Source organism: Pseudomonas sp. LBUM1653, from assembly GCF_059716115.1.
On record NZ_CP166803.1, the window covers coordinates 5,220,001 to 5,232,560 of the forward strand.

Here is a 12,560-nt window from a genome sequence, read left to right on the forward strand (position 1 = left end):
GCCCGCACCGATTGCGCAGTATATTGCCCAATACCAAGAACAACACTCAAGCTCCATACCTCGGACGGTGCCTCCCTATGAATGATCAGCCTCGCAGCCTTGCCTCGACCCTGTTTTCGGTCGGCCTGCTATTAATAGCCATGGCATCGATCCAGTCGGGAGCCTCGCTGGCCAAAAGCATGTTTCCTATCATCGGCGCCCAGGGAACCACCACCCTGCGATTGACCGTTGCCAGCGTGATTATGGTGTTATTGCTGCGCCCATGGCGGGCGAAGCTCACCGCAAAATCACTGCGCACCGTCATTGTCTATGGCATGGCACTGGGCGGCATGAACTTCCTCTTCTATATGTCCCTGCGCACGGTTCCCCTGGGTATCGCGGTCGCGCTGGAGTTCACCGGGCCATTGGCCGTTGCCATCTATGCCTCACGCCGCGCCATCGACTTTTTGTGGATTGCCCTGGCCGCTGTCGGCTTGCTGCTATTGATTCCAACGGGCGCAACGGCGCAAGGCATTGATCTGCTGGGGGCCGGTTACGCATTGGGTGCTGGTGTCTGCTGGGCGCTGTACATTCTTTTCGGGCAAAAGGCCGGTGCCGACAACGGTATACAGACCGCCGCGCTGGGCGTCGTGATTGCCGCACTGTTCGTCGCCCCGATCGGCATTGTTCATGCGGGTGCGGCGCTGCTGACCCCATCCTTGATTCCGATCGCCATTGGTGTTGCCGTGCTGTCCACGGCCCTCCCCTATACGCTGGAAATGGTCGCCCTCACCCGCATGCCGGCCAGGACCTTCGGCACATTGATGAGCATCGAGCCGGCGGTGGGCGCCTTGTCCGGTCTGTTGTTCCTGCAGGAGTACCTGTCTTTGTCACAGTGGATGGCCATCCTGTGCATCATCCTGGCTTCCGTGGGTGCCACAATGACCATGGGCAGCGCCGCCAAGCCCGCCGTTGCAGCCGATTGACGGCCCGATTTGCACAGACTCTGGTATTTGCCGCTCATTTAGGCCATGTTTAGCCCCGCAACCCAGTTCCAGAAATGGACTTTTTCAGGACAGGGACCTCAAAACGCTTCATGCGTAAGCGAATACTGCCAGACCGGGCGATAGATCCGGGAACGCTACAAGGATAGCAATGAAACGAATTTTGATACTGATCGCCGTTCTTGCAGTTGCGGGCTGCGCGGCGACCTCCAAACCCCAGACCAAACACGGCAAGAAAGGCATCCACATCAACTGTTCGGGGTTGTCGTCCTCATGGGAACAGTGCTACGCCAGCGCCGCCAACTCGTGCGCCCCCAAGAACTACAAGGTCATCGCCAAATCCGGCGACGCCGTGGAAGAACCGGGTGATTATCCGTTCGGACTCAACCCCGCTGGCTACACCAGCCGCAGCATGATCGTTATCTGCAAATAATATGAAGCCATTCTGTCAGGCCCTCGGGCCTGCCAGCTGACGGCCAATCTCCTCATGGCTGGAATTCAGCACCCTGCGCTGCAGATCCGGCGTGACCAGCATTCGGGCCACCACCAATGCACCGATGCATTGCGACAGAATCGCCCAGGCCAGGCTGTCGCTCTCCAGCACCCGCGCCCAACTCTCCTGAAGCTGGCAGATCCAGTGCTCCGCCTGCTGTCGAATCAGAAGATCGGAGCGTGCAATCTCCGCTCCCAATGCCGGTAATGCACAACCGGTTTCCGGGTGCTCGACGTGGGACATACTCAAGTAGAGCTTCAGGCAACGCTCGAATTTGTCGCGATCCTGATCAGCCCCCAACCGCTCCAGGCTTTGACGTAGCTCACGCTCGACAATGGAAGCGAACAACTCGTCCTTCGACGCGAAGTGACTGTAGAACGCCCCACCACTCAAGCCGATGGCTTTCATCAAACCGTCGACACCCATCGTGGAAAAACCGGATTGCTTGGCCGACACCGCGCTGCTTTGCAGCAGTTTCTCTCGGGTTTCCAGCTTGTGATTGGCTGAATAACGCATTGCCCTTCCCTCACGTTCGATCATCTTGACGCCTGTCGAATCGTAGCATAACGTTCGTTTAGTTAACGATCGTTTACTAAAGGGGTCCAGGCAATGAATAACAAGAAGGTCGTACTGGTTGTCGGTGCGGGAGATGCCACGGGTGGCGCTATTGCCAAACGGTTTGCACAGGAGGGGTACGTTGCCTGTGTGACCCGTCGCAGCGCGGACAAACTCCAGCCTCTGGTCGATGCCATCAGGGCCGGCGGCGGTGAAGCCCACGGCTTCGCCTGCGATGCCCGCAAAGAAGACGATGTGGTTGCACTGGTCGAGCAAATCGAAAGCGACATCGGCCCGATCGAGGCGTTCGTGTTCAACATCGGCGCCAACGTGCCTTGCAGCATTCTCGAAGAAACCGCCCGCAAGTATTTCAAGATCTGGGAAATGGCCTGTTTCTCAGGCTTTCTCAATGGCCGGGAAGTGGCCAAGCGCATGGCCAAGCGGCAACGGGGCACTATCCTGTTCACCGGCGCCACCGCCGGCTTGCGCGGTGCTGCTGGTTTTGCCGCGTTTGCCGGCGCCAAGCACGGGATCCGTGCGCTGGCACAAAGCATGGCTCGGGAACTGGGGCCAATGAATATTCATGTCGCCCACGTCGTGGTCGACGGCGCCATCGATACCGATTTCATCCGTGAAAGCTTCCCCGAGAAGTACGCAACCAAGGACCAGGACGGCATTCTCAACCCAGAGCACATCGCCGAGAACTATTGGTACCTGCACAGCCAGCCCCGCGACGCCTGGACCTTCGAGCTGGACCTGCGCCCCTGGAGCGAACGCTGGTAATCCCCCCCCTACAACAACAAAAAGAGTGCATCGACCATGAGCAAAACCGTGGAGTTCTATTTCGACCTGGGCAGCCCCGCCACCTATCTGGCATACACCCAGCTGCCGAAGATCTGTGAGCAGACCGACAGCCAGCTGACCTATGTGCCAATCCTGCTCGGCGGCGTATTCAAAGCCACCGGCAACGCCTCCCCGGCGACCATCCCTGCCAAGGGCCGTTACATGTTCATCGACCTGGATCGGTACGCCAAACGCTACGGTGTGCCATTGAAAATCAACCCGCACTTCCCGATCAACACACTAGTACTCATGCGTGCCGTAACAGGCATGCAGTTGCGTCACCCTGAGCGCTTTGCCGCGTTCATCGATTGCCTGTTCAAGGCACTTTGGATCGAAGGTCGCAACCTCAATGATCCGGCGACTGTCGGGGCAGTACTGAGCGAAAACGGTTTCGACCCGGAAGAAATCCTGGCCCTGAGCGCCGAGGAAGAGGTTAAAACCGCCCTCAAGGAAGCCACCGAAAAAGCGGTGCAACGCGGTGTATTCGGTGCACCGAGCATGTTTGTCGGTGATCAGCTGTTCTTCGGCCAGGATCGACTGGACTTTGTCATCGAAGCCCTGAGTTAAAACCCGAGGACCAGGTCGACAACATGAGCCGGGCGCTGGAAACAGCGCCCGGGCTACATCCGGTCAAATAGCCGCAGTACGCGTGTTCAACCACTCCAGCGCAGCGCCGTCGAGCAACGGGCTCACACGCTCGCGCACTTCGGCGTGGTAAGCGTTGAACCAGTGCTTTTCCTCTTCGCTCAGCAGTGAGGTTTCCAGGCAGCGCGTGTCGATCGGGCACAGGGTCAGGGTTTCGAACTTGAGGAATTCGCCAAATTCGCTGCTGCCTGCCTCGCGGTTCATCGCCAGGTTCTCGATGCGCACACCCCAGCGGCCTGGACGGTAAGTGCCTGGTTCGATCGAGGTGATCATGCCTGGCAGCATGGCGGTTTGCGGCGCGGGTGCGGCCTGGTAGGCAATGACCTGCGGGCCTTCGTGAACGTTGAGGAAGTAACCGACGCCGTGACCGGTGCCGTGACCATAGTCGACGCTTTCGGCCCAGATTGGGGCCCGGGCAATGGCGTCCAGCAGTGGCGACAGGATTCCTTTGGGGAATTGCGCTCGGGACAGGGCGATCACGCCTTTGAGGACGCGGGTGCAATCGCGCTTCTGTTCTGGCGTCGGCGTGCCGACCGCGACCATCCGCGTGATGTCGGTGGTGCCACCCAGATACTGACCGCCGGAATCGATCAGCAACAAGCCGTCACCTTCGATCACCGCGTGCTCTTCTTCGGTGGCGTGGTAATGGGGCATGGCGCCGTTGGCGTTGAATGCGGCAATGGTGTTGAAGCTAAGCGACACGTAACCCGGCCGGCGTTCACGCGCCGCGGTCAGTTTTTCGTCGATGGTCAGTTCGGTAATGCGCTCACGGCCCCAGGCCGATTCGAGCCAGGTGAAGAATTCGCACAGCGCTGCGCCGTCCTGCTCCATGGCCTGGCGGATGTGTTCGGCGTCCGCCAGGCTCTTCTGGGACTTGGCCAGGGTGGTCGGATTCAGGCCTTCGAGCAGTTTGACACCGCTATCGAGGTTATCCAGCAAGCCCGCCGTTACCCGCGCCGGATCGACCAGCAAGCTCGCCCCTGTCGGCACGGCGCGCAGGGCGTCAGCCACTTCGCTGTAATCGCGCAAGGTCACGCCGTCCTGTTCCAGGACCGCACGCAGCTGCGCATCGACCTTGCTCAACGCGACGAACAGCGTCGCCTGCTGCTGGCTGATCAAGGCGAAAGAAACGAACACCGGATTGAACGACACATCGCCGCCGCGCAGGTTGAACAGCCAGGCGATGTCATCCAGGGTGGCGATGAAATGCCAGTCGGCACCACGTGCCTGCAGGGTTTCGCGCAGCTTGGCGAGTTTTTCGCCACGGCTGACGGTGGCTTGTGGCGGCAAGTGCTGATAGATCGGTTCGTTCGGCAGGATCGGGCGGTCGGTCCAGACTTCGCTCAACAGGTCGATGTCGGTGCGCAGGCGTGCGCCCCGCTCCTCCAGCTTGCTGCCCAGCGTGCGTGCGGAAGCCACGGCCATCACCGCGCCATCGACCGCGACCACGCCGCCTCGTGGGGTTTGCTCAGCCAACCAGTCCAGCGGCCCGGGTTGTCCCGGTTGCAGCTTGACCAGCTCGATGCCACTGCCGTTGAGTTCCTTGCTCGCTTGTTCCCAGTAACGGCTGTCGGCCCAGACGCCGGCGAAATCCGCGGTAACGATCAGGGTGCCGACCGAACCGTGGAAGCCCGACAACCATTGACGCCCTTGCCAGTAACCCGGCAAATATTCGGACAGGTGGGGATCGGCCGACGGCACCAGCAAGGCATGGATGCCCTCCCGGCTCATCAGCTCGCGGGTTTGCGCCAGGCGCTGGGGCACTGACCCGGTGATCGTAAACTGCGTATTCATCGTGACTCCTGCTAACCACTTGTCATTATTGTTCAGTGCCGATCGAAGTCGGCGCTTTGTTGCCCTATTGCCAGAATGACGGAGCACTGGCGCAGGCGGTTTTAATCAGCTGTACCGCTTGATCGATATCCTGTTCGGTGGTGAAACGCCCCAGGCTCAAGCGAATGGTGCGACTCGCCGTGCGGGCATCATGCCCCAGGGCCAGCAACACATGGGATGGCGCATTGCTGGCGGAATTACAGGCCGAGGTCGCGGAAAACGCCATCGAGGCGAGCAATGCCGCCGAGTTGAACTCGCCTTCACTGAAGGTCAGGCTCAACGTATGCGGGATGCGTTGAGTCACGCTGCCATTGAGCCGTACACCGGGAATGCTCAGCAATTGCCCAAGCAGGCGTTCGCGCAGATGCACGATCAAGGCTTTTTCTTCATCGAACAAAGCCGCCGCCAGGGCAAAGGCCGCGCCCATCGCGGCAATCTGGTGAGTCGCCAGGGTGCCGGAGCGCAGGCCGCCTTCATGACCGCCGCCGTGGATCTGCGCCAGCAAGCGCTGGTGCGCACGCGGGCCGACATACAGCGCGCCGATGCCTTTGGGGCCATAGAGCTTGTGCGCCGAGAAGGACATCAGGTCCACCGGCGACTGCGCCAGGTCGATCGCCACCTTGCCCGCGCCTTGCGCCGCGTCGACATGAAACAACGCATTGCGCTCGCGCACCACCTGGCCGATGGCCGGGATGTCGTTGACCGTGCCAAGTTCATTGTTGACCAGCATCAACGACACCAGGAAGGTGTCCTCGCGCATGGCTTCGCTGACCATTTGCGCGGTGATCAGGCCATCGGCGTCTGGCACCAGGTACGTCACCGCCACGCCGCTGTCCTGCAACTGCTTCGCGGTGTCGAGGATGGCCTTGTGTTCGATCTGGCTGGTGATGATGTGGCCGCAGGCCGAGCCGCGTGCCTGGGCAACACCCTTGAGTGCGAGGTTGTTGGATTCGGTGGCACCCGAAGTCCAGACGATCTGTTCAGGCGTGGCGCCGACCAGTTCGGCGACCTGGCGCCGCGCCTGCTCGACCGATTGCCGGGCCTGTTGGCCGAATGCGTGGGAGCTGGAGGCCGGATTGCCGAAGTTACCGTCAAAGCCCAGGCACTCGACCATGATCTTGATGACTCGCTCATCCACCGGCGTGGTGGCGGCGTAGTCGAAATACAGCGGACGTTTATTCATAAAAGACTCGCAGAGCGTGTTCCGGGATCAGGAGGCTCATGACTGCAAACGGCGAAACGCAGCCTTATGAGCTGCGTGCGGTTTTCAGAAGGTTACCAATACCTGATCGGATGCCGTTAAAGAAGTACAACTTCATTTAAAAGTGCGTCGGAACGCTCCTGAAAAGCCAGCTTAACAGGCATCGGGCAAGCGGTTGAAGCAATGCGTCAGCTAAAGCTATCGAGCAATATCGGATACAGCGACGCCACCAGCAGCGCGGCCATGCCCCAGTTGAACAGGCGCAACCAGCGCCGGTCCTTGAGAACGTTGCGCAACAGCGTGCCGCAGGCGGCCCAGACACCGACGCTCGGCAGGTTGATCAGGGCGAAAACCGCGGCAATCACAATCACATTGGTGAAATAGCCCTGCATCGGTGTGTAGGTGCTGATAGCACCGATGGCCATGATCCAGGCCTTGGGATTGACCCACTGGAACGCGGCGGCGCCCAGGTAGCTGATCGGCTTGGCCTCGCCTTTCTCAGTGTCCGAGACGGGACCGGAATGGGCGATTTTCCACGCCAGATACAGCAAGTACGCCGCACCGACGTAGCGCAGTACGGTGTAGAGCACAGGATAAGCCTGGAACACCGCGCCCAACCCTAAGCCCACTGCCACGACCAGCACGAAGAATCCGCAGGTGATGCCCAGCATGTGGGGGATGGTCCGCTGAAAGCCGAAGTTCACCCCGGATGCCAGCAACATGGTGTTGTTCGGACCGGGTGTGATCGAGGTGACGAGGGCAAACAGGGCAAAGCCCAGCAGCAGATCGAGTGAGAGTGTCATGGGTGGCAGTCCATCGGGGTCAGTCAGGTATTGACCCTATCGCGAACTCTCAGGGAAACCCACGGACAGTTAGGCGAAAGTTCGAGCAGTACAGTTTTGGCTCAGCTCTGGCGACCGTGCAGCTGTACAGCTCGCTCGGCGTTCATTTCGCCCTGCTTGTCGAAGCCAACGGCTTTTTGTGGCTCGCCGAGCAATTCGGCTTTTTTCGCGTGGTATTCGTCGAAGGACAAGCTGCGGCGATTCAGTGCTTCCAGCGCCAGCTCCCGGGTTTCTTCAGCGGTGTAGGGCCGCAATTCCGGGGAAACATGGCTGGCACATCCGGCAAGTACAGAGACCGCGAGCAGCAAGAAAGTGGCGATTAGAGGTTTCATCTTCGGCGTCCTGGCATCGGGTTCGGGGCAATGAACACAGGCTACTCGCGCCTTTGCCCGAGCAGAAATCAACGCTCTCGATAGTCGCTATCGGGTTTTTCTAATGCAGCCCTTGCAGCCCTCACATATTTCCTAACGATCTATAAATATCGTTTTATTGTATTTTGAGGAATAACAGACAACCCTTATAACAACTGCATCCACTGTTGCCCATGCAACTGTTTGCCAGGCAACAGTCATTCAACATACAGCCCCTGAAAATCAACAGCGTGGTCCTGCTCAAGGCGCTGAAAGCCCGGTAATCCGGGACCTCAAGGGATTGGTACAGCTTTTGCTCAACCCGGTGACTACTCACTGCTCGCTGAGCAACTGTTTGAAAAGGAACTGATCATGTCGCGTCCATTGAAAGTCGTTGCCCTCTCCGGTGGTACCTGGCGTCCTTCGCGCACGCTGGTGCTGACCCAAGCAATTTTGGCGCAATTGGCCGAGCAACTGCCGATCGACAGCAAGCTGATCGAACTGGGTGATATTGCCCGGCCACTGGGCGCGGCGCTGTCCCGTCAGGAACTGAGTGCCGACATCGAAGCCGAACTGCAAGCGATCGAAAACGCCGACTTGTTGATCGTCGCCGCGCCGGTTTATCGCGGTTCCTACCCGGGTCTGCTCAAGCACCTGTTCGATCTGATCGACCTGAATGCGCTGATCGACACACCGGTTCTGCTGGCCGCCACCGGTGGCAGCGACCGTCACGCGCTGGTGCTCGATCATCAACTGCGCCCCCTGTTCAGTTTCTTCCAGGCCCTGACCCTGCCGATTGGCGTCTACGCCACCGAAGCCGACTTCTCCAATTACCAAATAACCAGTGAGCCCTTGAAGGCGCGCATTCGTCTTGCTGCAGAACGCGCGGCGCCGTTGTTCGGCGTGCACCTCAACAATCTGCTGAAAATCGCTTAAGGATTTGTTCATGGAAGTTTTCTGGTTTCTGCCGACCCACGGCGACGGTCATTACCTGGGCACCACTCAAGGCGCACGCCCGGTAACACTCAATTATCTGAAACAGGTGGCCCAAGCTGCGGACAGCCTCGGTTACCACGGTGTGTTGATCCCGACCGGGCGCTCCTGCGAAGACTCGTGGGTGATCGCCTCGGCGCTGGTGCCGCTGACCGAACGCTTGCGGTATCTGGTGGCCATTCGGCCCGGGATCATCTCGCCGACCGTGTCGGCGCGCATGGCCGCGACCCTGGATCGACTGTCCGGTGGTCGTTTGCTGATCAACGTCGTGACCGGCGGCGACCCGGATGAAAACCGTGGCGACGGCAGTTTCCTCGATCACAGCGAACGCTACGAAGTCACTGACGAATTCCTCAAGATCTGGCGCCGGGTGCTGCAAGGCGAATCGGTGGATTTCGAAGGTAAACACCTGCGGGTGCAGAATGCCAAGGCGCTGTATCCGCCGGTGCAGAAACCTTATCCGCCGCTGTACTTCGGCGGCTCCTCCGATGCCGCCCATGACCTGGCGGCCGAACAGGTCGATGTCTACCTGACCTGGGGCGAGCCACCGGCTGCCGTGGCACAAAAACTCGCCGATGTCCGCGAGCGTGCCGCACGCAACGGACGCACGGTGAAGTTCGGGATTCGCTTGCACGTGATCGTGCGCGAAACTGCCGAAAAAGCGTGGAAAGCTGCTGACAAATTGATCGAACACATCAGCGACGAAACCATTGCAGCCGCGCAGAAATCGTTCTCGCGCTTCGACTCGGAAGGTCAGCGGCGCATGGCTGCACTGCATGATGGGCGTCGCGACAACCTGGAGATCTCGCCCAACCTGTGGGCCGGTGTCGGGCTGGTGCGCGGCGGTGCCGGGACGGCGCTGGTGGGCGATCCGCAGCAGGTGGCGGCGCGGATCAAGGAGTATGCGGACCTGGGAATCGAGAGTTTCATCTTCTCCGGATACCCGCACCTCGAAGAGGCCTATCGCTTTGCGGAACTGGTGTTCCCGCTGTTGCCCGAGCCGTATGCCAGCTTGGCTGGGCGCGGAGTCACCAATCTTACCGGGCCGTTTGGCGAAATGATCGCCAACGATGTGTTGCCCGCCAAAGCCTGACGCACCCCTGTAGGAGCCAGGCTTGCCGGCGAACCATACGACTCTGTGCATCAGATGCACCGCGTTATCGTTCTTCGCCGGCAAGCCTGGCTCCTACGGGGGCAGAGTGAAATTCAAGAAGGAAAACAGCGTGACTGCCAAACCGCAAAGCGCCCTGATACCCCCGTTGCAGACCGCCCGCCAATTGGCCGCCGAGTTTGCCTTGACCGCCGTCGAGCGCGACGAACGCGGCGGTACGCCCAAGGCCGAGCGTGATGCCCTGCGCCACAGTGGCCTGCTCGCATTAAGTATTCCCACCCAGTTCGGCGGCCTCGGCGCCCACTGGAGCGAAACCCTGACCATCGTCCGTGAGTTCGCCAAGGTCGACAGTTCGATTGCCCATGTTTTCGGTTTCCATCACCTGATGCTCGCCACCGTGCGCCTGTTCGCCCGGCCCGAGCAATGGCAGCCGTGGTTTGAACAAACCGCACGCAAGAACTGGTTCTGGGGCAATGCCCTCAACCCGCTGGACACTCGCACCGTGGTGAAAAACCTTGGCGGCTGGCGTGAGTTTTCCGGCAAGAAAAGTTTCTGCTCCGGCGCCAGCGATTCAGAAATGCTGATCGCCTCGGCGGTGGACGAAAACGCCGGCGGCAAGCTGTTGATCGCCGCCATTCCCAGCGGTCGCAGCGGCATCACCCTGCACAACGACTGGAACAACATCGGTCAGCGCCAGACCGACAGTGGCAGCGCCACCTTCGAACGGGTGCGGGTCGAAGAGTCGGAACTGCTGCTCGATCCGGGTCCGTTGAGTACACCCTTCGCCTGTCTGCGCCCGCTGATCGCCCAGCTCACGTTCACTCATATGTTCCTCGGCATCGCCGAAGGCGCCTTCGAAGAGGCGCGGCAATACACGCTGACCGAAACCCGGCCGTGGCATAAATCCACTGCCAAGGAGGTGCGCCAGGACCCTTATGTGCTCGGTCACTACGGCGAATTCTGGGTGGCCCTCGAAGGTGTACGGCTGCTGGTGGAACGTGCCGCCGAGTTGCTCGACAAGGCCTGGGCCAAAGGCCCGAACCTCAGCGCCGAAGAACGCGGGCATCTCGCCACCGCCATCGCCACGGCCAAGGTCGCGGCAACGCGCAATGGCCTGGAGCTGTGCAGCCGCCTGTTCGAAGTGACCGGCGCGCGTTCGACCCATGCCTCGCTGCGCCTGGACCGTCACTGGCGCAACTTGCGCACGCAAACCCTGCACGACCCGGTGGATTACAAACTCCAGGAACTGGGTGACTGGGCGCTGAACCAGGCCCTGCCGATTCCGACTTTCTATTCATAGCTTGCCCATCAAGGAGCGTGCCCCATGCAACTGCTGACCTTACCGCCCTCGCCCGCTCTGGCCACGTCGATCCGCGCCACGGCGCAGGTCTTCGAAGACCCGAAATCCCAGGCCTTGCTGGCGCATCTGCAACAAGTCGCACCCAGTGATGCCAGTGTGCTGATCATTGGTGAAACCGGCACCGGCAAAGAGTTGGTGGCGCGACATATCCACAACCTCGGCGCCCGGCGCAACCGGCCATTCGTGGCAGTGAACTGTGGTGCGTTCTCCGAATCCCTGGTCGAAGCCGAATTGTTCGGTCATGAAAAAGGTGCGTTCACCGGCGCCCTGAGTGCCAAGGCCGGCTGGTTCGAGGAAGCCGACGGGGGCACCTTGTTCCTCGATGAAATCGGCGATTTGCCGATGGCTATCCAGGTCAAGTTATTGCGCGTGCTGCAGGAGCGCGAAGTGGTGCGCCTGGGTTCGCGCAAGAGCATTCCCATCGATGTGCGCGTGCTCGCGGCCACCAACGTGCAACTGGAAAAGGCCATCAACGCCGGGCACTTTCGCGAAGACCTGTATTACCGGCTCGACGTCGTCAGCCTGGAATTGAGCCCGCTGCGCGACCGCCCGGGCGACATCCTGCCGCTGACTCGTCACTTCATCAACGCCTACAGCCAGCGCCTGGGTTACGGCACCATCACCATCAGCAAAGAGGCCGAACTGAAACTGCGCAGCTACAGTTGGCCGGGCAATATCCGCGAACTGGAAAACGTGATTCACCACACCCTGCTGATTTGCCGCAACGGCGTGATCGAACGCGATGACCTGCGCCTGTCGAACATGCGCATCGAGCGTCAGGACGACTATCACACCCAGGTCGACGACTGCGCCGAAGCCCTGCTCGACCGGGCCTTCCAGAAGCTCTTCGAACAACAGGCCGGCGCGCTGCATGAGAAAGTCGAAGACGCCTTGATGCGGGCGGCCTATCGTTTTGCCCACTACAACCAGGTGCACACCGCCGCCCTGCTGGGGCTGAGCCGCAACGTGACCCGCACGCGCCTGATCAAGATCGGTGAACTGGCGGTCAACAAACGCCGGCCAACGGAAAACATTCAGGGCGAGCGCTTGATGCAGCTATCGATCTAACCCACCAGATTGCAGTGCAACGCGTGGTCTTGGCTGCGTTCCAGGCTGCAGCACCCGGAACGAGCCGAAGGTGATGCTGTTGTCGGCGCAGTGGAGTCGCGATCTGGATGAGCGGATCAATCAGCTGACGTTGTTGCGGGACAAGTTGAATGGCTGCATTGGTTGCGGATGTTTGTCGATGGAGGCATGTCCGTTGCGTAATTTTGGTGATGTGTTGGGGGAGCAAGGGTCGGGGGCGCAGCTGCTGGACCCGAGTTGATTACATACCTGTGGCGAGGGGATT

The 12,560-nt window shown here is 60.2% G+C and carries 13 protein-coding genes and 1 pseudogene; 9 read left to right on the forward strand and 5 right to left on the reverse strand.

Features of this window, described 5'->3' with window-relative positions; translation table 11 throughout:
• Positions 1-77: 77 nt before the first annotated feature.
• Complete coding sequence (rhtA, locus tag ACA054_RS23435) at positions 78-965, forward strand: threonine/homoserine exporter RhtA (RefSeq protein ID WP_497686382.1); 888 nt, start codon at positions 78-80, stop codon at positions 963-965.
• Positions 966-1,134: 169 nt separating this feature from the next.
• Entirely contained in the window at positions 1,135-1,416 is a 282-nt protein-coding gene (locus tag ACA054_RS23440) for a hypothetical protein (protein ID WP_497686383.1), read from the forward strand.
• 15 nt (positions 1,417-1,431) lie between these two features.
• On the opposite strand, the gene ACA054_RS23445 is transcribed toward ACA054_RS23440, so the two are convergent.
• A complete protein-coding gene (locus tag ACA054_RS23445) occupies positions 1,432-1,992 on the reverse strand; it encodes a TetR/AcrR family transcriptional regulator (protein WP_497686384.1) in 561 nt (186 codons plus the stop codon).
• Between the two features lie 93 nt (positions 1,993-2,085).
• On the opposite strand from ACA054_RS23445, the gene ACA054_RS23450 reads away from it, so the two are divergent.
• Together ACA054_RS23450 and ACA054_RS23455 are read left to right on the forward strand one after the other, a co-directional pair.
• Positions 2,086-2,814: an SDR family oxidoreductase gene (locus ACA054_RS23450; protein WP_497686385.1), complete on the forward strand. Its 729-nt coding sequence runs from the start codon at positions 2,086-2,088 to the stop codon at positions 2,812-2,814.
• A gap of 36 nt (positions 2,815-2,850) precedes the next feature.
• Positions 2,851-3,441 carry a 2-hydroxychromene-2-carboxylate isomerase gene (locus ACA054_RS23455; RefSeq protein ID WP_497686386.1) on the forward strand — a complete coding sequence of 197 codons (591 nt, stop codon included), beginning with the start codon at positions 2,851-2,853 and terminating at the stop codon, positions 3,439-3,441.
• A 63-nt stretch (positions 3,442-3,504) separates the two neighbouring features.
• On the opposite strand, the gene ACA054_RS23460 is transcribed toward ACA054_RS23455, so the two are convergent.
• The 4 genes from ACA054_RS23460 to ACA054_RS23475 form a co-directional block, all read right to left on the reverse strand.
• Complete coding sequence (locus tag ACA054_RS23460) at positions 3,505-5,313, reverse strand: aminopeptidase P family protein (RefSeq protein ID WP_497686387.1); 1,809 nt, start codon at positions 5,311-5,313, stop codon at positions 3,505-3,507.
• Between the two features lie 64 nt (positions 5,314-5,377).
• On the reverse strand, positions 5,378-6,535 hold the full coding sequence (locus tag ACA054_RS23465; RefSeq protein WP_497686388.1) for an aminotransferase class V-fold PLP-dependent enzyme: 1,158 nt from the start codon (positions 6,533-6,535) through the stop codon (positions 5,378-5,380).
• Between the two features lie 206 nt (positions 6,536-6,741).
• On the reverse strand, positions 6,742-7,356 hold the full coding sequence (locus tag ACA054_RS23470) for a LysE family translocator (RefSeq protein ID WP_497686389.1): 615 nt from the start codon (positions 7,354-7,356) through the stop codon (positions 6,742-6,744).
• 101 nt (positions 7,357-7,457) lie between these two features.
• Positions 7,458-7,727: a hypothetical protein gene (locus ACA054_RS23475; protein WP_497635874.1), complete on the reverse strand. Its 270-nt coding sequence runs from the start codon at positions 7,725-7,727 to the stop codon at positions 7,458-7,460.
• Between the two features lie 390 nt (positions 7,728-8,117).
• Between ACA054_RS23475 and msuE the strand changes: the two genes are divergently transcribed.
• The 5 genes and pseudogenes from msuE to ACA054_RS23500 all read left to right on the forward strand — a co-directional run.
• Entirely contained in the window at positions 8,118-8,681 is a 564-nt protein-coding gene (gene msuE, locus ACA054_RS23480; protein WP_497686390.1) for an FMN reductase, read from the forward strand.
• Between the two features lie 10 nt (positions 8,682-8,691).
• Complete coding sequence (ssuD, locus tag ACA054_RS23485; protein ID WP_497686391.1) at positions 8,692-9,831, forward strand: FMNH2-dependent alkanesulfonate monooxygenase; 1,140 nt, start codon at positions 8,692-8,694, stop codon at positions 9,829-9,831.
• Between the two features lie 130 nt (positions 9,832-9,961).
• Positions 9,962-11,149: an acyl-CoA dehydrogenase family protein gene (locus ACA054_RS23490; protein ID WP_497686392.1), complete on the forward strand. Its 1,188-nt coding sequence runs from the start codon at positions 9,962-9,964 to the stop codon at positions 11,147-11,149.
• A 24-nt stretch (positions 11,150-11,173) separates the two neighbouring features.
• On the forward strand, positions 11,174-12,277 hold the full coding sequence (locus tag ACA054_RS23495; protein ID WP_497686393.1) for a sigma-54 interaction domain-containing protein: 1,104 nt from the start codon (positions 11,174-11,176) through the stop codon (positions 12,275-12,277).
• Between the two features lie 76 nt (positions 12,278-12,353).
• A pseudogene (locus ACA054_RS23500) lies at positions 12,354-12,536 on the forward strand (MerR family transcriptional regulator); the annotation flags it as partial.
• Positions 12,537-12,560: the final 24 nt, after the last annotated feature.

Coding starts and splice junctions, on each gene's coding strand:
- rhtA (WP_497686382.1), top strand. CDS start 78: ATGAATGATCAGCCTCGCAGCCTTGCCTCGACCCTGTTTTCGGTCGGC.
- ACA054_RS23440 (WP_497686383.1), top strand. CDS start 1,135: ATGAAACGAATTTTGATACTGATCGCCGTTCTTGCAGTTGCGGGCTGC.
- ACA054_RS23445 (WP_497686384.1), bottom strand. CDS start 1,992: ATGCGTTATTCAGCCAATCACAAGCTGGAAACCCGAGAGAAACTGCTG.
- ACA054_RS23450 (WP_497686385.1), top strand. CDS start 2,086: ATGAATAACAAGAAGGTCGTACTGGTTGTCGGTGCGGGAGATGCCACG.
- ACA054_RS23455 (WP_497686386.1), top strand. CDS start 2,851: ATGAGCAAAACCGTGGAGTTCTATTTCGACCTGGGCAGCCCCGCCACC.
- ACA054_RS23460 (WP_497686387.1), bottom strand. CDS start 5,313: ATGAATACGCAGTTTACGATCACCGGGTCAGTGCCCCAGCGCCTGGCG.
- ACA054_RS23465 (WP_497686388.1), bottom strand. CDS start 6,535: ATGAATAAACGTCCGCTGTATTTCGACTACGCCGCCACCACGCCGGTG.
- ACA054_RS23470 (WP_497686389.1), bottom strand. CDS start 7,356: ATGACACTCTCACTCGATCTGCTGCTGGGCTTTGCCCTGTTTGCCCTC.
- ACA054_RS23475 (WP_497635874.1), bottom strand. CDS start 7,727: ATGAAACCTCTAATCGCCACTTTCTTGCTGCTCGCGGTCTCTGTACTT.
- msuE (WP_497686390.1), top strand. CDS start 8,118: ATGTCGCGTCCATTGAAAGTCGTTGCCCTCTCCGGTGGTACCTGGCGT.
- ssuD (WP_497686391.1), top strand. CDS start 8,692: ATGGAAGTTTTCTGGTTTCTGCCGACCCACGGCGACGGTCATTACCTG.
- ACA054_RS23495 (WP_497686393.1), top strand. CDS start 11,174: ATGCAACTGCTGACCTTACCGCCCTCGCCCGCTCTGGCCACGTCGATC.